This window comes from Geitlerinema sp. PCC 9228, assembly GCF_001870905.1.
Lineage (GTDB): Bacteria > Cyanobacteriota > Cyanobacteriia > Cyanobacteriales > PCC-9228 > PCC-9228.
Genome location: NZ_LNDC01000022.1, coordinates 255 through 22,499, shown reverse-complemented (window position 1 = coordinate 22,499; position 22,245 = coordinate 255). Strand labels below are relative to the sequence as shown.

Sequence of the window (22,245 nt, the reverse complement as noted above, 5' to 3'; positions counted from 1 at the left end):
ACCTCTAGCTCATTGTCGGCCAGCCCAGCTTTCAGGGTCAATGGTGTGAGGAGGGAGCCGCTGTTTGCTTGTCAGCTCCCCCGCGGGAACGCCCTTATACTTGCAGAGCCACCATTTTTTTCACGGCTTCGCTCACCTGCTGGGGTTGCACAATCGTATGGCGCTCTAAAGTTCCATTATAGGGGGTGGGAATGTCCTGAGACGACAATCGCAACACGGGGGCATCTAACTCATCGAAAAATTGGTCGTTGATGGAAGCCACCAGTTCGGCACCAATGCCGCCGGTTTTCATGCATTCCTCCACCACAATGACCCGATGGGTTTTGCGAATGGAAGCGCCAATGGTCTCAAAATCAAAAGGCTTCAGGGAAATCAAATCGATGACTTCCGGATCGTACCCTTCTTTTTCCAAACTGGATAGGGTCTGTAAAACATGGTGACGCATGCGGGAATAGGTCAAAATGGTGACATCGCTGCCCTCACGCACGATTTCCGCTTGGTTCAAAGGCAGCACGTATTCTGACTCCGGCAAGTCTTCTTTTAAGTTATACAGCAGCACGTGCTCGAAAAACAAAACCGGGTTGTTGTCGCGAATGGCAGCTTTCAGCAAGCCTTTGGCATTGTACGGCGTCGAACAAGCTATAATTTTCAACCCCGGTACGGCGTGAAAATAAGCTTCCAACCGTTGGGAGTGTTCTGCCCCCAGCTGTCTGCCCACCCCACCGGGTCCGCGAATCACCAAAGGAATTTTAAAGTTGCCGCCCGAGGTGTAGCGTACCATGCCCGCATTGTTGGCAATTTGGTTGAAGGCGAGCAGCAAAAAGCCCATGTTCATGCCTTCAATCACCGGACGCAAGCCGGTCATCGCCGCACCAATCGCCATGCCCGTAAAGCTGTTTTCGGCAATGGGGGTATCGAGAATGCGCAGTTCCCCGTATTTTTTGTAGAGGTCTTTGGTTACTTTATACGAACCGCCGTAATGTCCTACGTCTTCTCCCAGGACAAATACGGTATCGTCGCGCGCCATCTCTTCGTCAATCGCTTCTCGTAAAGCGTTGAAAAAGAACGTTTCTGCCATTGGTTTCTAGATTTCCAATATGAAAGTCAGCCTTTTATCTTAACCCTTTTTTGTGGCGGTTGGTTGCGAAAAGCGATCGCTTTTTTGCTTTGTAGAGAGATTCCCATGCCAGCAACGGTACCATGAAAAATGCAAAAAAAGCCGCCATTGAGAATTGGGGCCAGCAGTTTCAGGAATGCTCCCGCAACCACTCGCCCCAATTGCTATCGAATCCGATGCTGGTGATGCTCGAAATCAGGAACAATCGCCGATTGACAGCCCCACTTCGTTTACAGGCTGAAAACCAAGCGATCGGGGAAGTAATAGTTGGCCACAATTAAAATGACCGAGGTAATGATAATCCAGAGCATCGCAATAACAGGTGCCGTGGAGAGAAACTTGCTGAAATTTCCCACGATCGAAACCTCCAAAATGGCAGTGAAACGACAAAAGACAACTTTTTAGCGAGGCGAAATCGGAATTTCCTCGTCTTTGGCAGCGAGTTCGCCGCTGGTGGCTTCTTTAATGGCTTCTAAGGGCCAAATAAACCCACTGAAAGCGCATTGAAGGGCAGCTGGTACGTCAATGATATATTCTTTATCCTCAGGCTTTTTCTCTTTTTGGGCCATTTGCAGGTACTTGCGACCGACCCAACCAATCCAGCCAGCAATGTACAAGAACAGCAGGCTGGGAATGAGAAATTCCCTGGCGTGGGATAAATTGCCATCGGCAATTAGGTGAGGCAATCCATCATCACCACATAGTAGGGAAGAATATCTTTCAAAACGAGCTCGATCGGCTTCGGTGGTAGCTCTTTCTGCTCTAGCTTGGAAAGCAGGATTTTCGCTACAACGGGTTAAATTCCCGTATTCAATTGCTGATGCTGCCGGCGCAAATGCAAACATAAGCGAAACGGCAAGCATCAAAGTGGCTATCAATTTTTTCATGAACAAACCTCCTCCGAGTTTGAAATTACCCTGCTTTAGCTGGGCTCGGAAAACAACGTTTCTGGGCATGGCTAGAACGGTCCAAACGGGAAACCCTAAGGATTTTCCCGTCCCAACCAACACCGATCCAACTTACTAGAATCCCCTGTGTTGGTTGGTGGCTGCCCACCATCGAGGAAAAATCCCTCTTCCTGGGAAACCCAAAGACCTGGGGGCAGGGGAAAGTATCCAACTATCCTTGTTTTGATACCAGCTGTTGAGCGCGATCGCTGTTTTTCTTAATTTGTCCAGATTTTCTGGGCCAATCGCCAGCGATCGGACCTAGGATGCGCAATGAGTACGATGGCTAGGTTTGCCAGCTATGATACTCTCTTGCTATTGGCTGCGTAAAGCTTGTTATGTAAACTTTTTTTGTGATTTGTATCGCAAAATGAAATACTTAGCGATCGCTTGGGGGGCTACTTCTCCAATATATTTTGCTGGATAGCCCTCCAGCAATTCCCCTGTCCCCAGTCAAAAAAATCGCTATACTAGACCTTTGAAAGGCATGAATTTGGTAGAAGAATGACCACGGTTTTAGCCATTGAAACCAGCTGCGATGAAACCGCCGTTGCTGTAATTAAGAATTGTGAAATCCTTAGCAATGTCGTGGCTTCCCAGATGGCCGCCCACAGTCAATTTGGCGGGATTGTCCCCGAATTTGCTTCTCGCCAGCATTTAGAAACCATCGACGCCGCGATCGCGCAAGCTTTGACCGATGCCGGCAGCGATTGGAATCAGATTGACGGCATTGCCGCCACCTGTGCCCCCGGTTTGGTAGGGGCCCTCATGGTGGGCACCACCGCCGCCAAAACCCTAGCCATGCTCCACCAAAAACCCTTTTTAGGCATTCACCACTTAGAAGGTCACATCTACGCCTGCTACCTCAGCCAGCCACAACTGCAACCCCCCTTTCTCTGCCTGTTGGTTTCCGGCGGCCATACCAGCCTCATCCACGTTCGCGCCCCCGGAGACTATCATTCCCTCGGTCGTACCCGCGACGATGCTGCCGGCGAAGCCTTCGATAAAGTAGCCAGATTGCTCCAACTCGGCTATCCCGGCGGACCTGCCATTGACAAAGCCGCCAAAACCGGTAACCCCGATGCTTTTGCTTTCCCCGAAGGCAAAGTTTCCCGACCGGAAGGGGGATACCACCGGTACGATTGTAGTTTCAGCGGTCTCAAAACCGCCGTTTTGCGGTTGGTGCAACAACTAGAAGCCACCGGCGAACCCTTACCCGTCGCCGATTTAGCCGCCAGCTTCCAAAAAACTGTCGCCCAAGCCCTCACCTCGCGTGCGATCGCTTGTGCCACTGACTATCAATTGGATACCATCGTCGTCGGCGGTGGGGTCGCTGCTAACAGCGCCCTACGCGAACACCTACAAGCTGCAGCTAGCGAACGACAAATTCGAGTTATCTTTCCCCCCTTAAAATTCTGTACCGACAACGCCGCTATGATTGGCTGTGCTGCTGCCTCTCACCTCGCCCAAGGACGGACTTCCCCGTTAGATTTAGGCGTGCGATCGCGCATGCCCCTAGCCGAAGTCATGCACCTGTACCAACCGCCAACCACCAACCAGCCGGTTAGCGATGCTTTTGCCAAATCTGGCGAATCTCCCTAGCCAGCAACTCCGACTGTTCCAGCATCGCCAAATGGCCGCAATCGGGTAGTTCAATAGTATTCTCCTTGCCATTTTGAAATAGAGGGTGAAAGCTGGCCAGATGGCGGACATACTTGGGTTCCATCACCGTATCTCCTTGCCCAGCAATAAAATAAGCCGGTTGCTGCAACTGGGAAACCAAATGGGGCAAGCGATGCACCTCCCCCTCCGTGGTTGACTGCAACAAAGCCCCCACCGCCGCCTGCGGACAAGCATTTAAAAAATCAACAATCCTCTGTTTTCCCCATTTGCGGGCAATGGGGCGTACCACATTCATCCTAGTAAACGCCAAATCCAACATGGGAATGTAGTGCCACCACCACCTACGCTGGCGAACCATCCAAGCCCCCGCTTGGCGAAACCGCTCGAATTCCTTTTGAATGTAAATGCCCCCACCAGAATTAACGCAAATCACCCCTTTCACCCGTTGGGGAAATTGCGCCGCCGCCCACAGAGCAATGCTACCTCCCAAGGAATGCCCCACCAGCCAAACCGACGACAACGCCAGCTTATCCAGTAAAATGCCTAGATCTTCTGCATAGGCAGCGGGTGTATATCCCAAGGCATCTTCCTCAACCGATGAGTGGTGGGATTGCGAGTTGCCGAACCCGCGCAAATCATAAGTCAAACATTGAAAGTGGGGCGAGAGCTGGTTCACGACCGACTCCCAATAGGAACTGCTCAGCAGCCAACCATGCAGGAATACCAAAACGCTTGCATTCGGCGTGGCTTGGGTTAGTTCGTATTTGTGGACAACGCCCCGAATATCGATCTTGCTCATATCGCCATTTGGACCGCTTGCGGAATGAGGTTGTAGCCGGTGGGATAGCAAACCTCTAGGGAATAGTGTACATTTTCCGTTTTTCGTTAGCGAAAATTTGTTCGTTTTTCCGCAATATTGGAGAAAGAAACCAGCTACGTCCCTCTAGCCAAGCAGCCTTTGGCGAACGCTTTCCGCAATTTTCTGCCCCAGGTAATCGGGAATTAAATTTTCGTTGGGACCGAGCAAATATAAAATCAATCGAGTGCGTCCGCGCCAAACCAGCAAATTGGCGTTGACCACTAGCAAGTCTTCCTGCCAAATGGCATACATGACTTTATAAAAGAGTCCCGGTTGGTTATCGGCTTCAATGAGCAATGCCGGTAAGTGAAATACCGGATCTACGTAAAACTCGGTTTCTACATCTTCCAAGCCGGCATCTAGGTTAAATTCCACAGCCAGCATTTCTTCCACCTCAAAATGCCCTGCTAATGCTTCTCGGATAGCGCGACATACGTTTTCCGAGGTTTTTTCGGTGAGAGCTTTGCCCCTGCGGGAAACCACCAGCTTGATAAAAACCAGCATGGGAGGGTAAATCTGACCGTAGAGGCTCAGGCTGTGGATGGTTAGTCCGTAGGCGGCTAACACACCGAAAATGTCACTGAGCAGGAAAGATTGATTGCGGTAGGCAAAATGTAGCGCACTTTTGTTGCCTTCCGGTTTGATTTCGATCACCGCCTGTCGCGATTTATATAGTTGGTAAGCCAGTTTCAGATTTTGCAGCTGAATTTCGCTGCTAACGAACTGTTCGTAAAACTGGGGAAAAGCTCGATTGAAGCGCTTTAACAGATCCAGTGTGGAAGATTTTAAACCCGTTGCCATCATTCAGGGTCAGATGTGACTACCATTTTGATTGCGCGATCGCAAAGCGTCTCCCAAAAGGAGAATCGCATAATCTTAAGTGTACGAGCTTTCCTACCGCCATTGGGAAGGAAACTACCTATAGCTACCCACTGCAACCCAGACCTTCAAACCGTTTCTATCGCTGGCTACCAACTGTTTGACTGTGGTTCGGTTTCCCGCTTCCCCACCAGCAGCTATATTTTGGGGCATGGCGGTGCCCCTTGGGGAAAAACAATTGCCGGCCAGCCAACTACGTATCCAATATAGCTTAGCCGGTTCGACAAGCATAGATGGCTCTGTAGCCCTAGAGGGGAGGTTTGGGTTCTGACAAGGGGACTTGCTAACTGGCTCTATGGTCGCTGAAATTGGGAGATACCATCGGGAAAAGACAAACCCCATCTTCCCGATTTTCTAGGTCAAATCTTGCTTGGTTGGACAGTTGGAGCTGGCCAACTCGTAATTTTGACCGGTTCGCAGCTAGAAAATCTTCTGTGGTTGCTATCAAAATTCTCCCAGATAAGCTACCTTAGCGGTAGGAAGGGAATTTGGTTGGGGCGATCGCGAATCCCCTCTTTTTCCCATACCGCAAAAAGCTATATTGGTTGTACGACTTCGATGTCAATACCGTCGAAGGGCTGCCAATTTACTCCCCATGTTTGCCTGCGGGCCAGGTTTTACGCCGGTTCCTACCCCATCAATGGCTTTCCTGTGTAGGGATATATTCCCTTGGGTGGTTTTTTGAAGGGAACTCAGTGCCCAATTGGCTCTTGGCGTGCCTTGAAAACCTTGTCCCGGTTCCATCCGGGGTGTCCAACTATCCCAGGAATTTTCCATGACTCAAGGCTTTTGGAAAAATTTGTTTAGCAGTTCTGAAAACAACTCGACGACCACTTCGTCCCCTAAACTAGAAGAATACGTGGTACCAACAAGCAACAATGGCGCTGGTGGCAACGAAGAAATCCGCGTTTACTTTAGCACCAGCCGAGAGATCGATCTGTACGATTTGGAAGAACTATGCGATGCCGTCGGTTGGTCGCGACGTCCCCTACGTAAAGTGAAAAAAGCCGTTCAACACAGCTTTTGCGTGGTAACGATGTGGGAAATTCAAGGGGCCAAAAAACGGCTGGTTGGTTTTTCGCGCGCGACTTCCGACCACGCTTTTAATGCCACCATTTGGGATGTGGTGGTCCATCCCGACTATCAAGGAAAAGGTCTGGGCAAGGCTTTGATGCAGTATTTAATTAAGAAACTGCGAAAAGAAGACATTAGCAATATTACCTTGTTTGCCGACCCCCACGTGGTAGATTTTTATAAGAATTTAGGATTTGTTTCCGATCCGGAAGGAATTAAGGGTATGTTTTGGTATCCCAGGTGATTTCCTGCGATGGAGCTATGAAATCGCTGGTTGGCGATGGGAAAGACGGATAGGAAATAGGGGCGTTTGTCAATACGCCACCAGGGTTTTTGCGATTTTATTTTGGACAGCGGTTGCTCTTGAAGGCAAGCGTTCGACGAGCTGTTCCTAGCTTGGCGATCGCTAGGGGAGGGTGAGAACACAAACCACTGGGATAGCAGAAACCGTTGCAATTCGGGAGGGGAAAAACAGCCGAACGCTCAAATTTTTCTGTTTGGCGGTCAACCGTGCGCAAGATCGAGGGAAGGGGCACGATAGAACCAGGCCGCCTAGGAAAAATATTAGAAATAGGCAGTTCCTATTAACAAAGGGACTAGTGCTATCGATGTTCGATTTTATTGCAGTTTTTGACAGTTTTTGGGAAAAAATATTGCTATTGTTTGCTTCTAAATCGACTGGGAGATTGATGTGAACCAACTCGGATGGCAGCAATTGAGATTTTTGATGGTTGGCAGCATGTCTTTGTTGCCTGGTTTGGTGGCAGAAGTGGTATGGGGAAGCATCCAGCCAGAGGGGGTGGCAACAACCAAAGTATCTGTTCCCCTGCGAAAAGCGGCGAATCCCCCAGGGGAACGACTTTGGCGATCGCAACTACCTCCCACTCAGGATGTATTTCCCACCCAAGAACGCGATCGTTTGCCGGAGACAGTGCCGCGTCTGCCTCCCTTAGAAGATTTGCTACCGGAAATGGACCCGCAAAGGGATTCCCCATCACCATCCCACATTCCCGATACCATTACGGTGACCAAGTTTAAATTTGAAGGCAATACTGCTTATAGCGATGGAGAACTGCAAGAGGAGCTGAATAACTTTCTCGATACCCCTCTAACCTTTGCCGACCTGTTGCGGGCGCGTTCGGCGATTACCGACAAATACGTGAAGGCAGGATACATTACCACTGGTGCCTATATTCCCCCCCAAACAATTGAGGAAAACACGGTCACCATTCACATTATAGAAGGTCGCCTCAGCGAAATTGAAATCGAGGGCACAGGACACCTACAACCCAGTTACATCCGTAGTCGCTTGCGCGCCGCTACCGACCAACCCCTCCATCAAGAGCGATTGCTAGAAGCCTTGCAGCTATTGCTATTGGATCCGCTGATTGAAAATATTTCTGCGGAACTTTCTGCGGGAACCAAACCAGGTACGAGCTTGCTGTCGGTGGATGTGGAACCAGCCAACCCCTGGCAGGTGCAAGCCAATCTCAACAACGGACAATCCCCCAGCGTAGGGAGTTTCAGCCAAGAAACCCAATTGGTCAACCGCAATCTCACCGGCAATGGCGATCGCTTGGAACTCAACTACACGCGCACCGATGGCAGCAATAATATCGATGCTAGCTACAGCATCCCCATTAACGCCCGCAACAGTACCATTCGCCTGCGCGCTTCTCTAGAAGAAGGCAATATTATCGAGGAACCCTTCGATCGATTAGATATTAAAGCCGAAACCCAAACCTACGAACTCACCTTCGAGCAGCCGCTCATCGAAACCCCCAATCGGGAATTTTTGGTGGGTCTGAGTGCCGCTCACGAACGCAGTTTTACATATCTCCTTGACGAATCGTTTCCTCTGTCGGCGGCTGCCAGCGACGAAGGAATCACCAAACTTACCACCGCTCGTTTTTTCCAAGAATGGACCCAACGGGGAGAGAAATTTATTTTTGCGGCGCGTTCGGAGTTTCGGTTTGGGGTAGATTGGCTGGGGGCAACGGATAACGAAAATTTGCCCGATAGCGAGTTTTTTGCTTGGCATACGCAATTGCAGTGGTTGCGATCGCTAGCGGAAGATACGCTATTGTTGGTCCGTTCCGATATCCAACTGGCTGCCGATCCGCTTTTATCGTCGGAACGCTTTGGGGTGGGTGGCTTCAACAGCGTTCGCGGTTACCGCGAAGATACCCTACTCACCGATAGCGGCATTTTGGTTTCGGCAGAAGTGCAAGTGCCAGTGGTTCGTTTTTCGGAATCGAGTATTTTGCAAGTGGTTCCTTTTTTCGATATTGGTACTGGTTGGAATGTGGATGCTGACCATCCCGATCCGAGTACCTTGGTGGGAACGGGATTGGGATTGCGTTGGGAAACCAACGGTTTGATTGGCAGGGTTGATTGGGGAATTCCCTTAGTGGATACCGATCGCGAAAAGGATAGTTTGCAAGAGAATGGGATTTATTTTTCCTTACAGTGGAATCCTTTCTGAGAAATTGGGCGATCGCATTTGGTAGATTCTTGTATGCAAGAATGGGAAAATGTTTTTAAAATAATGAAAATACGCCCAAATTTTTCCCTTGCCGTATTTTAGGACCCATTCATGCCTGCACCCAACTCCAATCGCGATCGGCGACAGCAATTTCCCCCCGAACAGTACGCGCAACTGCGTGCGGAATTGAAGGCACCCTACCGAGGTTTGCGACAGTTTGTTTACGTCACTTTTGCTGCCTCCGGTCTTTTGGGTGCTTTTATTTTTCTAGCAAAATTTGCCCAAGGAGAAGCCGTAAGCTCGGTTTTGCCCAATTTTGCCCTCCAGGTAGGCGTGGTTGCTTTGATGGTTTGGCTGTTTCGTCTCGAACAGAAGAAGCAGAAAAAGCAAGAGAAGAAAGAATTAAAGTAGTCGGTGGGTAGGAAAAACAGGGGAAAAAGTCGAGTTGATGGTTTTTTCTTCCTATTTTCCGAGACGCTAAAATTTATTGCGCCGCGGTAAGTCGCAGAAAAATACGCCCTTTGAAGACACCGTTTTGGATACCATAGCTGCTGGCAGTGAGCGATCGCAAATGCTGGGAAACTGGACTGGCAGCATTTTCCAACCAACGTATGGCAGGAAATTGTTTTTCCAAGTTGGGTCGGATAGTTTGCCAGTTAATATAAGCATATCCTTGGTTGGGCGTGCGAAATGGGGCGATGGATGCTTGAAATTCTGGACTAGCAAGGGTAGAATTACCCGGTGCTTGTAAGGCTGCGTTCATCGCTTCTAAGGAACTCGCCAGAATTTGATAGCCATCGACATACGTATAAACTCCAGCTTCCCTTGCCGATAAAACGGGAAAGGTTCTGCTTGGATCGGTGCCATCGATGGGATTTTGCGCAACAGCAAATTGCGTCCAAGCATATACTGGTTGTTCTTGTAGAGTTACTTTGCCCAGAGTATACCCGTTGGCTTTCGCGATCGCATTGAGATGTTCTGCGATGGTATCGGCTTGCTGGCGATCCGCTTGCGCCACAAATACCCAATCTTGTTGGTTTTGGCGATGGGAATTTGCCACCCCCAAAGCATAGTCTCCCTCATACCATCGAAAAATTTCCTCTTCCAGATCCACCCCCCAACGACGTTGCAAATCTCCAACCACCGAACGCATAGTCTCTGCGAGGGTACTATCGCTTTGTAGGAGGGGTTGTAGCTGTTGCCAGAGTGCGCGCAAATCCCGGCTACCAATAGCCAAGTTACTGTTGGCAGGTAAATATTGCAAAGCCGTTACGGGTTCCGACAGTAGGGGGAGTTGCTGGCTGGCTGTTTTTAAAGGACCGGTGGCGGCAATTTCCCAAATCATTCCTGCCGGTTTCAACTCTAAAGCCAACCCCAGTTTTTCATAAGGGTCGGCAGAGGAACGCAAAGCAGCCTCGTTTCCCAACCATGCTGTTAGTTGGGGTAGATTCCCAAAAGCTACCCCTACTTTTTGAGGTGCCAACTGCGCCAGGGTTTGTTGGTAATTGCGATCGCTTGCCAAACTCAAATTGCTCACTTGGGCGCTATCAACTGCATCTCGAATTACTTGCGGGTGGTTGGCTAGCAAAACAAAGCGATTGGCAACCGTTGCTACGGCCATTTGCTCTGTAGGGTGAGTACTAACCTCCGATTCGGCTGCCAAAGATGGTTGGGCAAACAAGCGTACGCCTTTGTAAGTATGTTCGCTCCATGCTGGCGATTTTCCCCGACGCAACAGCGATTGTAAAAAATCTTGGACGGTGGCATTGTTTTTAGTGGTTGTCGCCAATAAATAACCAGGCATTTGACCGTTGCTGGCATCCCGGTCAATATCGGCTGTGGTTACCGCAATGGTGGTTTCATCACCCAACCAAGGAGCAATGTCCCTTTGGTATTCCCATCCCGTCTTAAAAAGTAAGTTTTGCTCTAAATTTTGCCACTCCCGATGGATTTGGCGGCGGTTCTCGGGTGCCACCAAAACCCGCAGTAAGTTATCCACTCGTTCTGGATTCACTAGCAAAGAAGCCATAGCGGGTGCTGACTTGGGAATAAAAAGGGTGGTTTGGGGATAGGTGGAAGTCGTACCACCAAGTATGGATAGAGGACTGTGGTTGTACAACCAATACGCGCCACTTCCTGCTACCAGCAACAGCGACAGAGCGGCAACAGCCAAGGCAAGAAAAAACGAACGTAGGCTCATCATGCGCGACGGGTAACTCAAAATGTGCGATCGTCTGGATTTTTTGGTGGGAACTGCCCCAAAAAGGATGGTATTGGGCTTTTTTGGTATTTCCAAGACCCAACAGCCAGGAGCTAGCAGGTGGCCACCAAGCCATCAAAAGGTTATCTTATCAGTTTTTGAGACTCGCCCTCGACGATTGCAAGTAGAAAAATACTGTAGAATGTTCTTGCTGTTTTTATACCGCGCGATCGCAGCGAGCTGGAGAATATCAGCAAATTTTTGTGGAGTTGGGGTTGGGTATGAATCGGAAAAATAGATTTTGTTTCTAAAAAGCGATCGCGCCTGTCCCTACGTACGTAAAAGAAATGGCGTAAAATAAAATTGCCGGCTGTGTTTGACCCCATCGTTTTTCAAAATCACTCAATTCCCAAATAAGCCTTACGCTTGCAATAAATACTTTTCATGTGTTTTTTGACTGTATTCGGCGTAATGTAAAGTTCCGAAGCAATTTGCTTGTAAGTATAATTTTCTTTTTGGAGCATCCACACCTCTTTCTCACGAGGAGTCAACCCATATTTTTCCGCCTCTGCAAGTGCTATTTTTTCAACCGGCTTGTAAAGATCCTCCACTGTCACTATCAAATAGGAAGATGCGCACAACTCCCGTTGAATGTACTGAACGCGCACCCGAATGGCTACAGAATTTTGCGTAAAAACCTGGGATTCCATCATCCAATTTTGATGGGGAAACCGACGGTAGCTTTCCAAAATAAACTGAGAAAGATGCCAAATCTCTGAAGGGATTTCATTAACATGATGCCTGTTGGGGTTGAGTTTGCGGAAAATCCGACGAGCTCTTTCATTCAGATAAACCAATTCTTGTTTATCCGTGATAATCAACAAGCCATCTACAAATCTTTCCACGATTTCTTGTAAAGAAATATTTTTATTTTTGGATAGATCCAAACATACCTTGTCCATCTGGTAAGAATCAAATGCGGTTTTTGACCAATTTAAGCCATCATGCGTTTGGGACATATCCTCAACCCTAAGCATTTTCATGATTTTTCAAGCAGGGATAACCTCTTTTTTGGGCAATCGATCTGCTTATATACCTGCTAGTATCATGTCAAAATAATCTCCTTCTTGCCATGACCCCAAAAGGGTACTATCCAGTCCTAGTGCGGCATTTATATTATATAAAGACAAAATGTAAACAAAAGAAAATAATCTGGAAAAATTCATCAATCAAAAAATTCATCAAATATTCTCTAGACTTATAGATTTACCAGTATAGAAGCAACTTCAAGCTATCATTCGCCATACCATACATTTATGTCTGTCTGTGAAAATTACAGCCATCCGGACAATCTCAAAAAGAGCGACAAAATAAAAATCAAGTACATACCAACCATTGAAATTTCCTAAAATCAAGCATTTAGACCGTCAGCATCGGCAACAAAAACTTACTTAGAAAGATGAACCTTAGAAAAAACCAGAAGCGACTTAATTTTCGCTTTCATTTGACTTTTTGACGGATATTTCAATATTTCACGTATTTTTGCGCAAAATTTTCTCGTGCTTTCTTGCTAAAAGTTTTATTTTTGCGTGTTTTTACGTAAAAAGCAACTCCATTCCACCAGGGTAGATAAGGCAGTCAGTTGTCTTTTCACCAGCCAGTACGGGAATATTGCATACTATCTCTAAAAAACAATGATTTTTCTGAAATATCCCAATTTTCCTTGTGGGGCTACTCCGTAAGGCACCCCTACAGGAACACCTCAATTATTTATTGCAAACTTTTAAAGAAATTCTAGCAAACATCCTCAAACTGATTCCCTTCCTCAAGGAAAACAAGAGTACCCCCTCAGGGTGACGCCAAACGCAAAATCCCCATGCCACGATGCAAGCAGTTAACAAGCTTAAGACAGAGTAGAGCTGAAAAGAAGAAGAACAACAGCTCATTCTACGCAGGCTTGCTAACCATTCCAATTCCCTAACAGAGAAAAAAACGAGGATACTAATATGGCTACTCAAGTCCAAATTCCCTTTGCTCCCCCGCTAGCAGTTGATTTTGGCAGTCTCAATATTCAGGGTTTGGATCCTAGCGCACCAGCGCCAGCAACCATTCTGAAAATGAACGAGCAATTTGAGTTAAGCGCGGAAGTCAAATTCAGCGGCAACGCTCCGTTGGTACAACTTCTGATGCACTTACCTCTGACAGTTCAAGTGGACTTTTACGGCGAGTCTATTGGTCCTGGCAGCGAAGTCAAACTACCAGCCACCATCACCACGGTTCCCGGTACCAGCGATTATACCGTGAAAACCGCACCAATTACCCCCAGCGGTGCTGGCTTAACTGGGAACACGGTTTACAAGGTAGCAGCGGTTGTAACCATTACTGCTCCTGTAGCTTTTTCCCATCCGATTGCAACTGGTTTTATCGACGGACTCACTGTCCAGACTTATTCCTAATTGCAACTTTTCCTCGCAATTGGTTGAGTGCAATGATGCCTAGCGACTGAGAAAGGCGCTACCAAAACTGGCAGGTTCTATAGTTACCTGCCAGTTTTCTAAATGGTCAAGGAAGGAACTCAAATGACGACATCAACAACCAATCCAGTACCACCCAATGGCAATGGTGGAGAAGGCGACGACCTGACCAGAATTACAGGCATCGCTGCCACCAGGGAACAATGGCTGAAATTAATTGGTATTGACACTTTTCAAAAACTAGCGGATGCCTCGGTTGAGGAATTGGAGTCTCAGCTGAAAGCACAGGGAGACAATGTATCTGCCAGCGAAATTGAGCAATGGCGCGCGCAAGCTCAAACGTTGGCAGTAGAAATTTCCTTCCCAACCAGCGAAACTAACCAATCTACGGAATCTCCTTCTGAAGAAGAAAGGGAAACGAGCTTGGCTTCCCTAACAGAAGAAGCTGAAATAGATGAGCCAGATCGAACCCAGGTGCATTCCCCAGGGGATGAGGCGCAAACAGATACTGAAGCGGAGACTGAAACCGAAGCATCCCCTACCAATTTTGAGGAAACATGGATCCCGTTGGCTTCCTTTACAGTAGAATTTCAAAGTAGAGCGATCGCGGATATGACAGAGCACCAAACGACGGTTCGACACGTACAAACCAATGCTGTCAAGACATGGCTCGGGATTGAGAGCGAGGCACTCCAACCATGGATATTGGAGCGAGTCAACCAGGTCTTAGCATCGGATGCGGGAACGGAACCAAGCGCCGCCAAAACGCCTGTCACGACCAATATCAGCCAAGTACGAATATTTCAGCCGCCTCGAACCGAGCAACCGATGGTTGTCAAACAGGCAGGTCAAGGAATTTCTGACTCGATTAAAAGGGATGAGTCTTTTGCTTTAGAAGTGGTTTTCGATCTGGCGGAGTTGAATACCATCGATTTGGCTCGACAGCAGGTAATTGCTTTGGCGCAGTTTTACGCTCGCCATTGGTCTACTGGTGAAACCCTTCATTTGGGAAATGCAGAGGTTAAGGTTCTCAGTCAAGACGAACCACCCTATATTGTTTTACTGTCTGGAACTAGTTTACAGCAACTAGGTCTGTATCGCTTGCAGGTGCTGGTAACGCTTCAAGGCATACCTGCCACTCCAGGCTACTTTGAAGTGCCACTACTTCAAGTTGTCTAAGCAAACTGGGGCATAATGAACTCTTTTAACTGGGAAAGTTTCTTGGGAACGTGGAGTCAAGAGTTACTGGAGTCAATGGGAAGTTGGCGAGAAGACCTCCCTCTGGAGGTGATTGAATCCGGCTGGTTGGGATTTTCGGGAGCCACAGAAGCACAAATTGCTCGCGCTGAAACTCGTCTCGGTACGACTCTACCACCCTCTTATCGGGAGTTTTTAAAAGTTTCAAACGGTTGGCGTCAGACGACGCCGTTTATACACAGGCTTTGGTCAACGGAAGAAATTGAATGGTTTCGGGTGCGGCATCAAGCCTGGATTGAAGATTTTATCGAAAGCAATTGCAATAATGAGGCGAATGGAAATATGGCTCGCTTGATTCCCTCAATACTGGATGAGGAATATCTGGTTTATGGGGAGGTGCAGGATTGCAGCCAGATACGAGTTGAGTATTTGCAAACGGCTTTGGAAATTAGTAGTAGGGGGGAATCTGCTATTTATCTACTCAATCCCCGGATTGTGACTGCGGAGGGGGAGTGGGAGGCTTGGTTTTTTAGCGATTTGCTACCTGGTGCAGACCGATATCGTTCTTTTCGTGAGATGATGCAGGCGGAGTATCAAAATTTCTTAGAATTAAGGGATACTTCCTTTTAGAGGCGGTTGGCTCTTGAGATTGAGGGAATTTCAAGGTTTTTGTGGCGATCGCTATGCTTTTTTACTTTAGGCGTTTTTGGGGAGTATGTGTTATACAAGCGATCGCGTAGTCCTTCGTTTCCATTGCAATCTGCCGTACAAACTACTGGAATTGTCAAAGAGGGGGTTTCTCTATGTCAGAAAAGTCTAGGGAGAATAGCGAAATTTCTCCTATCGAATAAAATGAGATTGTGCCGGTATCGGGAGAGTCTAGTAACGATCGGAATGCTTCTCATATCGCCAAAATCCAACAGTTTGAAGATTTGATTTATTTAAAAGAAAATGGATATACAGCAACTTGAAAATATCAATTACTAGAATTAATCTAGGATAAAAATATTTCTTTCCTAGAAATGGAGAAGCTTTTTGATGCATATTACTACAACCGAGTTCAAGAGAAATCGGAAAGTTTAAATTCAAGTGATTAACGAACAAAGTCAGCAAAGAGAAGCACAAGATCGCCAAAATAAATTGCGAGAAAAGGAAGAAATTATACCATTTCTGAAAAACAACGATTGTATGGTAAATTGCCCTGGTAGGGGCGCTCACGCGTTGCGCCCCTACAAAAATGCCTATATTATCTCTTGCAGATTATTAAGGAAATGGTATAATTCTATTTTTTCTATTCTCGGAAATGGAAATAGTCAACAGCTAGAAAAAAATGACAATTCAAATTTGATTTGGCGGGATATTGGCTTGCGAGGAATTAACTTTACTAATGCAATTTTACCTGGAATAGAATTGGAAGGTACAAACTTAGATACTGTTCGATTTAGTCGTGCGCATTTACTTGGTGCCGTTTTCAAGGAAACCTACCTAGATTCTACTATTGTCGTGGATTGGGTAGGATACAGTTTTATTTTATATGAAGCCCGATGTTAGAGATAAGACTCCCGTGCCTACCTTTATACCATTTCTGAAAAACAATGATTTTTTGGGATTTCCTTCCCCTGGTAGGGGCGCTCACGCGTTGCGCCCCTACAAAAATGCCCCTATTATTTCTTGCAGACTATTAAGGAAATGGTATTACACCCTACAGAAAAATTGTAGTTTCTTCATGTTGGATTTGGTATTCCTACAGAATTTTAATCTACAGCTTGATGTCGTTTTGAAAAAGTTGGTATTACCGGTTTTGCTGCTAATGCTGTCATCCTCGCTATTTGATCCATGGAAATTTCCTGGTGTAGGGTCGATTCGCGAATCGACCCTACAAAATTTTTGTGGGTTTATGTACATCGGATTTGGTATCATTCCTGGTATGTAGGAAGAAATGCGATCGCGCTCTTCTAGTTCTATAATTGAAGAGATTTTGCCGGGTGTGGGATGAATAAAAATCAAAACGCTCCTGGGTATTTTATCGACGCCAGTTTTTCTGACGTTTCATCGCTATCGAACGCTTGTCTACCAACGTCATCATCGCTGGCATGTGAGGAGAAACGCGATCGCGCCATCCCAACTCAGCCACCACGTCATCAAAGGTTCTACCTTGGCTCATGCGATAAGCAATTTCTTGCACCTGGGGCCAAGTGAGCTCACTTTCGGTGTAAGCTTTGGTCATGGAAACCAAAAGATTTTGATATTGATTGCCTTCTGTCTCCGTGAGCATGGTGTGGGGAATATCCAACACGCGATCGAAACAGTGATACCAACACAAAGGCTGATGTTTCACGCTTCTTTCAAATAAGGTGCGATGGTCGCGGTTGCCCACAGCGCGATCGCTTTCGCTGGAAATGGCAAATAAAGGTGCTGGTTTTTGCCGGCGCGATCGCCGCATAACTTCATCGCCAATCTCCAAAAATACGCTCAGTTGGGGAAACGTAAAGCAATGATAGCCAAATTTCACCTTGCCCGTCCATTCGTGGTAGCCCCGCAAGCGACGCACCAACAAATCCACCACACGGCTGCTACTGCTGAGATAAGCCGCATACAACAAAGCACGACTAATTTCTTTGGGGCGGGCAAAAGCCAGCCACGCTGCCACGGCACCGCCACCGGAAAGACCCCCGACAACCACCTGTTTGCCCATAGGTATAGTGCGATCCAGCCATTTATTGGCAAAATCTTTGTAAATTTGAGCTTTTATCGGTAGCGGCGGCGGTTGTTTGGCATGCCACTCACCGGCTTGACCGTGACCTGGCATGAGGGGAATGACCACATTATGCCCTTCCCGATGCAGATTTCTGGCAATGGGGAGAAACTGGGCAGGGGTGGCTGTAAACCCGTGAAAAAATAAAAATACCCGCTCGGTGGGATGGGGATGTATCAGAAACTGAGAGTAACATCCCTCATCCATTAATCCTTGGGTGCGTTCGGCATCCCTGACTTGTTGGGGGCGAAATAGCAGCCACTGGGGTGAGTTTTTCTGGGTTTCTTCTTGCATGTACTGTTGGAGAAAATTAGATTGTGAACTCAGAAGCTACCATCATCGTACCAATCCCAGCATCGCTAAAAATTTCTAGCAACAGAGCATGGGGAACGCGACCGTCGATAATATGGGCAGCTCGCACCCCCTGAGCCAGCGATCGCACGCAACAGGTAACTTTAGGAATCATCCCACCTGCCACGATACCAGAATCAATTGCCTCTCTGGCTTCGTGAATGTCCAACTTGGTAATCAAAGACTCCGGTTGGTCGCGATCGCGCAAAATTCCCGGCGTATCCGTCAGCAGAATTAATTTTTCCGCATTTAAAGCTGCTGCCAGTTCTCCTGCCACCGTATCGGCATTGATATTGTAAGATTGCCCGCTCTCATCCGCCGCCACGCTGGAAATTACCGGAATGTAATTGCTCTGAACCAAAGACTCCACCAACTGGGCATCAATGGAACTCACCTCTCCCACAAAGCCAATATCTTCGCCACCTTGGGGGCGTGCTTTGATCGAAGCACCGTCTTTGCCGCACAATCCCACCGCATCGCCGCCAGCACGGTTGATCAGATCGACAATTTCCTTATTCACCCGACCCACCAAAACCATTTCCACCACATCCATGGTAGAAGCATCGGTGACCCGCAAGCCGTTTTTAAACTGAGGTTCGATCCCCAAACGGGTTAGCCAGGTATTGATTTCCGGACCGCCACCGTGCACGATCACCGGATGCAATCCCACGCAAGATAAAAAAACAATATCGCGAATCACATCGGCTTTGAGGCTGCTATTTTTCATAGCGGCCCCACCGTACTTAATGACCACGGTACGACCGGAAAATTGCTGAATGTAAGGTAGCGCCTCGCTGAGAACCCGAACTCTGGTGGCTTCAGTTTGGCTGAGATTTTTGTTTTCTTCCGTTTGCATGGGTTTTTCCTTCTGGAGTTTTGCTACTTACCGAAGGGAGGGAGACATCCTCGGCATATGGGCAAATATAGTATCTTGCAAGAACGGCTACAAACAGCCAAAATCGCAACCGCAGGAAACCCACAAATGGTATAAAGCGCCTTTAAACATTTCCATTATCTGTATTGAGCGATCGCTGATTTTCGGCGTTGCTTTGGGGAGATTTTAGGCGATTGACAACTTCTTCAGTCACTCGGGTGGCCAGCTGTTCGGGAGATTCGTTCTCTTGCGGTACGATTTGCAAGTCGGCTTGGGCGTATAGCTGCCGTCGCTGCTGGTAAATGGATTCTAGCTTCGCTTTGGGGTCGGGAGTTTGCAACAGAGGGCGGGTGTTATCTGTTTGCAGGCGTTGGTAAAGCGCTTCTACCGGCACGTTCAACCAGACAGTAATGCCGTGGTATAGGTATCCCCAGTTTTGCCGGCGCAATACCATGCCACCGCCAGTGGCGATCGCTAAATTCTTGTAGGCAGAGAGTTCCGCCAGCACCTGAGTTTCCAACTCCCGAAATTGGTTTTCACCCCACTGGGCAAAAATATCGCTGACCTTCATGGAAGTGGCCTGTTCTACCAACACATCGGTATCGAAAAATTTATAGCCCAACCGTTGCGCTAGAATGCGGCCGAGAGTGGTTTTCCCCGAACCCATCATGCCGATTAAGTAGAGATTGACACCACCAAGTCGTTGTGCCAACAATTGGCTGGATGCGCGATCGCGCTGTGGATCGGTCAAGATTTCCCTCCTTTGATTGCTTGTCATCTAGCTGCTCACCAAGCAACAGCTACCTGTTGTTCCCAAGCCAACAGCTGTTTATCATGGAAAGGCTGGCAACAGCGCCAATTCCAATCGAGTCATGACAAAATTCTAGTAGGGGATCGCAACCATTGAAACAATGAGTACACCATTGGAAAAGCTCGCACCAGCAGACCAACGTAAAGTAGCGGTCTACGTGCCCTACTGCCAAGGAAACCGACGCAATGCTTTGCCTTTTGCACTGAGTCTGTACGAACAGGGCAGTTTGGAAGGGGTACGTCAAATTGAAGGCGGCAAAGATATTCCCTTCATCGCCAGTTGGACCACCACCTCCTTACCTTCCGATTTAACCAGATGTCGCTTGCAATTTGACAGCAACGCCGAATTGAGTTACGAGATTAGCCTGCCCAACTTTGAGTTTGTGAATTTTCTGATCGAACTGCTGATCCAGTACAAAAAATCTCGCACCATCGATTTTCCTCAAGGTTTTTATCGCAAGTTGCTACACATGGACGAATAGAATAGGAAAAGAAGGGATCTGGATCGGTCGGTTGGGTCTGGTCAAAAATCAGAATATCGCCCAGGTGAAGTACCAATGGCCGTGGAAGATTCGTTGTCCGAACTTTGAAATATAGGAGTGAGGATGTGCCACAATCGTCCAAACATCTGATCGTCGGCTCTACAGAGAACTACAGCGGTAAATCAGCTACGATTTTAGGAATTGCCCGCCAGCTACAAGCACAAGGATGGGATATTGCCTACAGCAAGCCTTTGGAAACCCTAACCAGCGATTGCCATAATCACCGCGATGGCGATGTAGCGTTTTTGGGGCACACTTTAGGATTGTCCTCCCAACGCTTGCAACCACCCCTGGTATGTGTGGAAACAGAAAATGTACGTGCCAATTTGAGAAGCTTGAAAGAACGGCTAAGTGGTGTCGATGTCACTGATTATAGCGACAAACTCCAGCAAACCCTGGCTGGCTATGAGTGCGATTGGCTGCTCGTAGAAGCTGCGGGAACCCTAGAAACCGGAGGCTTGTTTGGTTTGACGCTGCCGCAAATGGCCCATGCTATTGATGCACCGGTGTTATTGGTGACCCGCTTTCAACCTTTGCATACGGTGGAAGCTTTGCTGCAGGCTTCCCAGCAACTTGGCGATCGCTTAATTGGGGTTTGTATCAACGATATTCCCACAGAGGCGATGGATTTGGTGCAAGATTCCATCAAGCCGTTTTTAGAAAACCATCAAATTCCAGTTTTGGGCATGCTGCCCCGCCACCGAGTTTTGCGCAGCATCAGCGTTGGTGAGTTGGTCTACCAATTGCACGCTAAAGTTCTCTGCTGTGAAGAACGTTTGGATTTGTTGGTGGAAAGCCAGCAAATTGGTGCTATGGGGGTCAATTTGGCCATGCGGTATTTCCATGCCGGTCATAACATGGCCATTGTTACTGGTGGCGATCGCATGGATTTGCATCTCGCTGCTTTGGAAGCTTCTACCCACTGCTTGATTCTCACCGGCAACATTCAACCCTCCGATATGGTACTGCGCCGGGCCGAAGATGTGGAAGTGCCCGTTTTGTCTGTAGCCTACGATACTTTACAAACGGTTTCCTATCTGGAACGAGCCTTCGAGCGCCTGCGCCTGCGCAACGCTGCCAAGGTAGAATGCATCTGCCATCTCATCGCAAAACATTTCGACCTGAATACCCTGTTGCAGGTCACCACTAGCATCTAAAGGCGACCCAAACGCAGATTGCTTGGTACAATCGAGTCATAGCGGTTACTTTCTGCGCCAGGTGTCTGTTACAATAAATGGGTTGTTCTGAGCAAAATTTTGGCGGCCCTTGAGTCAATCTATCGACCTGCCTAAAATAGACGAACTCGCCCAGGAACTGGCCACGATCCAACAAACTGGTTCCAAAAGAATCGCTTTGTTGGGTTCGCGCCACGTTCCCATTACCCACCAACATCTCATCGAAATGATGAGTTACGCGCTGGTTCTAGCGGGGAATCGCATTGTCACCTCGGGTGCCACAGGAACCAATGCGGCAGCTATTCGAGGGGCCATGCGAGCCGATCCCAACATGCTGACGGTGATTTTGCCCCAAAGCCTCGACCGTCAATCAGCAGAATCGCGCAAGCAAATTGCCAAGGTGATGCATTTGGTGGAAAACCCCGCCAACGACCAACTTTCGTTGGCAGAAGCGAGTTCTTTGTGTAATAAAGAAATTATTTCGCGCTGCCAGCAACTGATTTGCTTTGCTTTTCACGACAGCCGCACGCTGTTGCAAACTTGCCGCGAGGCGGAAGAACAAAGAAAAGTGGTCACCCTCTTTTATTTCGACTAGGGAATCAAGCAATCTCGCAGTTGCTGGTAAGTGTGCCAGTTTTTCTCATTTTGCCGTGCCCCCGTTTGGGGAACCGGAATCGCCTATTCCCGACTTGGCTGCCATTCAATCCCAACTCCGATGGTGGCTGCTACTGAGATTTTTCCGCCAGAATTTCCGTATGGTTGTGCAGAAAATGGTATTGGCGCATTTAGGAAAATTCCCGACTAACCTAATCACTGGACAAAAATCGACATTCGTGTTGATTGCGTTCGGTTCGTCCAGCCTTGGTCTCGTAGCAGACTCCGT

Annotated in this window: 23 protein-coding genes; 13 read left to right on the top strand and 10 right to left on the bottom strand. The window is 47.9% G+C overall.

The genetic code is table 11. The features are described 5' to 3' along the window. Window positions 1–94 precede the first annotated feature (94 nt). From AS151_RS01820 to AS151_RS01810, 3 genes are all read right to left on the bottom strand, one after another. Window positions 95–1,078, bottom strand: a complete 984-nt coding sequence (locus tag AS151_RS01820) for an alpha-ketoacid dehydrogenase subunit beta (RefSeq protein WP_071515366.1) — start codon at window positions 1,076–1,078, stop codon at window positions 95–97. 269 nt (window positions 1,079–1,347) lie between these two features. Further along, window positions 1,348–1,473, bottom strand: a complete 126-nt coding sequence (locus tag AS151_RS21175; RefSeq protein WP_139240440.1) for a Photosystem I reaction center subunit IX — start codon at window positions 1,471–1,473, stop codon at window positions 1,348–1,350. A gap of 45 nt (window positions 1,474–1,518) precedes the next feature. Beyond that, complete coding sequence (locus AS151_RS01810) at window positions 1,519–2,004, bottom strand: Photosystem I reaction center subunit III (protein WP_071515386.1); 486 nt, start codon at window positions 2,002–2,004, stop codon at window positions 1,519–1,521. Between the two features lie 564 nt (window positions 2,005–2,568). Between AS151_RS01810 and tsaD the strand changes: the two genes are divergently transcribed. Further along, the gene (gene tsaD, locus AS151_RS01805) at window positions 2,569–3,666 is read left to right on the top strand and encodes a tRNA (adenosine(37)-N6)-threonylcarbamoyltransferase complex transferase subunit TsaD (RefSeq protein ID WP_071515364.1); all 1,098 of its coding nucleotides are present in this window, start codon (window positions 2,569–2,571) and stop codon (window positions 3,664–3,666) included. On the opposite strand, the gene AS151_RS01800 is transcribed toward tsaD, so the two are convergent. Together AS151_RS01800 and AS151_RS01795 are read right to left on the bottom strand one after the other, a co-directional pair. After that, window positions 3,629–4,486, bottom strand: a complete 858-nt coding sequence (locus AS151_RS01800) for an alpha/beta hydrolase (RefSeq protein ID WP_071515363.1) — start codon at window positions 4,484–4,486, stop codon at window positions 3,629–3,631. The two genes, tsaD and AS151_RS01800, sit on opposite strands and share 38 nt — an antisense overlap. A 144-nt stretch (window positions 4,487–4,630) precedes the next feature. Next, window positions 4,631–5,347, bottom strand: coding sequence for a hypothetical protein (locus AS151_RS01795; RefSeq protein ID WP_071515385.1), 717 nt, complete (start codon window positions 5,345–5,347; stop codon window positions 4,631–4,633). A gap of 15 nt (window positions 5,348–5,362) precedes the next feature. Here AS151_RS01795 and AS151_RS21170 point away from each other — a divergent pair, with 15 nt between their 5' ends. From AS151_RS21170 to AS151_RS01770, 4 genes are all read left to right on the top strand, one after another. Beyond that, window positions 5,363–5,635, top strand: a complete 273-nt coding sequence (locus AS151_RS21170) for a hypothetical protein (RefSeq protein WP_139240439.1) — start codon at window positions 5,363–5,365, stop codon at window positions 5,633–5,635. A 565-nt stretch (window positions 5,636–6,200) separates the two neighbouring features. Further along, entirely contained in the window at window positions 6,201–6,743 is a 543-nt protein-coding gene (locus AS151_RS01785) for a GNAT family N-acetyltransferase (RefSeq protein WP_071515361.1), read from the top strand. 447 nt (window positions 6,744–7,190) lie between these two features. Then, window positions 7,191–8,984, top strand: coding sequence for a ShlB/FhaC/HecB family hemolysin secretion/activation protein (locus AS151_RS01775; RefSeq protein ID WP_084639337.1), 1,794 nt, complete (start codon window positions 7,191–7,193; stop codon window positions 8,982–8,984). A gap of 111 nt (window positions 8,985–9,095) precedes the next feature. Further along, a complete protein-coding gene (locus AS151_RS01770; protein ID WP_071515359.1) occupies window positions 9,096–9,395 on the top strand; it encodes a DUF3493 domain-containing protein in 300 nt (99 codons plus the stop codon). A gap of 73 nt (window positions 9,396–9,468) precedes the next feature. Here the strand turns inward: AS151_RS01770 and AS151_RS01765 are convergent, their stop codons facing one another. After that, window positions 9,469–11,157 (bottom strand): DUF3352 domain-containing protein, encoded by a 1,689-nt coding sequence (locus tag AS151_RS01765; RefSeq protein ID WP_211517489.1) that lies wholly within the window; start codon window positions 11,155–11,157, stop codon window positions 9,469–9,471. Between the two features lie 425 nt (window positions 11,158–11,582). Next, window positions 11,583–12,227, bottom strand: a complete 645-nt coding sequence (locus AS151_RS01760; RefSeq protein ID WP_084639335.1) for a LuxR family transcriptional regulator — start codon at window positions 12,225–12,227, stop codon at window positions 11,583–11,585. Window positions 12,228–13,190: 963 nt separating this feature from the next. On the opposite strand from AS151_RS01760, the gene AS151_RS01755 reads away from it, so the two are divergent. The 4 genes from AS151_RS01755 to AS151_RS01740 all read left to right on the top strand — a co-directional run bounded on the left by AS151_RS01755 (window position 13,191) and on the right by AS151_RS01740 (window position 16,406). Further along, a complete protein-coding gene (locus AS151_RS01755; RefSeq protein WP_071515357.1) occupies window positions 13,191–13,640 on the top strand; it encodes a hypothetical protein in 450 nt (149 codons plus the stop codon). A 123-nt stretch (window positions 13,641–13,763) separates the two neighbouring features. Continuing rightward, window positions 13,764–14,837 (top strand): hypothetical protein, encoded by a 1,074-nt coding sequence (locus AS151_RS01750; RefSeq protein WP_071515356.1) that lies wholly within the window; start codon window positions 13,764–13,766, stop codon window positions 14,835–14,837. A gap of 15 nt (window positions 14,838–14,852) precedes the next feature. Continuing rightward, a complete protein-coding gene (locus AS151_RS01745; RefSeq protein WP_071515355.1) occupies window positions 14,853–15,485 on the top strand; it encodes an SMI1/KNR4 family protein in 633 nt (210 codons plus the stop codon). A gap of 459 nt (window positions 15,486–15,944) precedes the next feature. Further along, window positions 15,945–16,406 (top strand): pentapeptide repeat-containing protein, encoded by a 462-nt coding sequence (locus tag AS151_RS01740; protein WP_071515354.1) that lies wholly within the window; start codon window positions 15,945–15,947, stop codon window positions 16,404–16,406. Between the two features lie 472 nt (window positions 16,407–16,878). On the opposite strand, the gene AS151_RS01730 is transcribed toward AS151_RS01740, so the two are convergent. The 3 genes from AS151_RS01730 to AS151_RS01720 all read right to left on the bottom strand — a co-directional run bounded on the left by AS151_RS01730 (window position 16,879) and on the right by AS151_RS01720 (window position 19,586). Beyond that, the gene (locus AS151_RS01730; RefSeq protein ID WP_071515352.1) at window positions 16,879–17,904 is read right to left on the bottom strand and encodes an alpha/beta fold hydrolase; all 1,026 of its coding nucleotides are present in this window, start codon (window positions 17,902–17,904) and stop codon (window positions 16,879–16,881) included. Between the two features lie 16 nt (window positions 17,905–17,920). Beyond that, on the bottom strand, window positions 17,921–18,817 hold the full coding sequence (gene argB, locus AS151_RS01725) for an acetylglutamate kinase (protein ID WP_071515351.1): 897 nt from the start codon (window positions 18,815–18,817) through the stop codon (window positions 17,921–17,923). Window positions 18,818–18,959: 142 nt separating this feature from the next. Then, on the bottom strand, window positions 18,960–19,586 hold the full coding sequence (locus AS151_RS01720; protein WP_343327414.1) for a shikimate kinase: 627 nt from the start codon (window positions 19,584–19,586) through the stop codon (window positions 18,960–18,962). Window positions 19,587–19,746: 160 nt separating this feature from the next. On the opposite strand from AS151_RS01720, the gene ebsA reads away from it, so the two are divergent. From ebsA to AS151_RS22405, 4 genes are all read left to right on the top strand, one after another. Beyond that, on the top strand, window positions 19,747–20,127 hold the full coding sequence (ebsA, locus tag AS151_RS01715) for a type IV pilus biogenesis protein EbsA (RefSeq protein ID WP_071515349.1): 381 nt from the start codon (window positions 19,747–19,749) through the stop codon (window positions 20,125–20,127). Between the two features lie 125 nt (window positions 20,128–20,252). Beyond that, window positions 20,253–21,344 carry a phosphotransacetylase family protein gene (locus AS151_RS01710; protein ID WP_071515348.1) on the top strand — a complete coding sequence of 364 codons (1,092 nt, stop codon included), beginning with the start codon at window positions 20,253–20,255 and terminating at the stop codon, window positions 21,342–21,344. A gap of 109 nt (window positions 21,345–21,453) precedes the next feature. Then, complete coding sequence (locus AS151_RS01705) at window positions 21,454–21,957, top strand: DNA-processing protein DprA (RefSeq protein WP_071515347.1); 504 nt, start codon at window positions 21,454–21,456, stop codon at window positions 21,955–21,957. A gap of 94 nt (window positions 21,958–22,051) precedes the next feature. Then, window positions 22,052–22,245, top strand: a 194-nt coding sequence (locus tag AS151_RS22405; RefSeq protein WP_211517488.1) for a hypothetical protein, incomplete at its 3' end; no start/stop codon positions are given.

Bases quoted from the DNA above. Each gene is read 5' to 3' on its own strand.
- AS151_RS01795 (WP_071515385.1), bottom strand. From the start codon at position 5,347: ATGGCAACGGGTTTAAAATCTTCCACACTGGATCTGTTAAAGCGCTTC.
- AS151_RS01785 (WP_071515361.1), top strand. From the start codon at position 6,201: ATGACTCAAGGCTTTTGGAAAAATTTGTTTAGCAGTTCTGAAAACAAC.
- argB (WP_071515351.1), bottom strand. From the start codon at position 18,817: ATGCAAACGGAAGAAAACAAAAATCTCAGCCAAACTGAAGCCACCAGA.
- AS151_RS01770 (WP_071515359.1), top strand. From the start codon at position 9,096: ATGCCTGCACCCAACTCCAATCGCGATCGGCGACAGCAATTTCCCCCC.
- AS151_RS01730 (WP_071515352.1), bottom strand. From the start codon at position 17,904: ATGCAAGAAGAAACCCAGAAAAACTCACCCCAGTGGCTGCTATTTCGC.
- AS151_RS01750 (WP_071515356.1), top strand. From the start codon at position 13,764: ATGACGACATCAACAACCAATCCAGTACCACCCAATGGCAATGGTGGA.
- AS151_RS01810 (WP_071515386.1), bottom strand. From the start codon at position 2,004: ATGAAAAAATTGATAGCCACTTTGATGCTTGCCGTTTCGCTTATGTTT.
- AS151_RS01745 (WP_071515355.1), top strand. From the start codon at position 14,853: ATGAACTCTTTTAACTGGGAAAGTTTCTTGGGAACGTGGAGTCAAGAG.
- AS151_RS01755 (WP_071515357.1), top strand. From the start codon at position 13,191: ATGGCTACTCAAGTCCAAATTCCCTTTGCTCCCCCGCTAGCAGTTGAT.
- AS151_RS01820 (WP_071515366.1), bottom strand. From the start codon at position 1,078: ATGGCAGAAACGTTCTTTTTCAACGCTTTACGAGAAGCGATTGACGAA.
- ebsA (WP_071515349.1), top strand. From the start codon at position 19,747: ATGAGTACACCATTGGAAAAGCTCGCACCAGCAGACCAACGTAAAGTA.
- AS151_RS01760 (WP_084639335.1), bottom strand. From the start codon at position 12,227: ATGAAAATGCTTAGGGTTGAGGATATGTCCCAAACGCATGATGGCTTA.
- AS151_RS01800 (WP_071515363.1), bottom strand. From the start codon at position 4,486: ATGAGCAAGATCGATATTCGGGGCGTTGTCCACAAATACGAACTAACC.
- tsaD (WP_071515364.1), top strand. From the start codon at position 2,569: ATGACCACGGTTTTAGCCATTGAAACCAGCTGCGATGAAACCGCCGTT.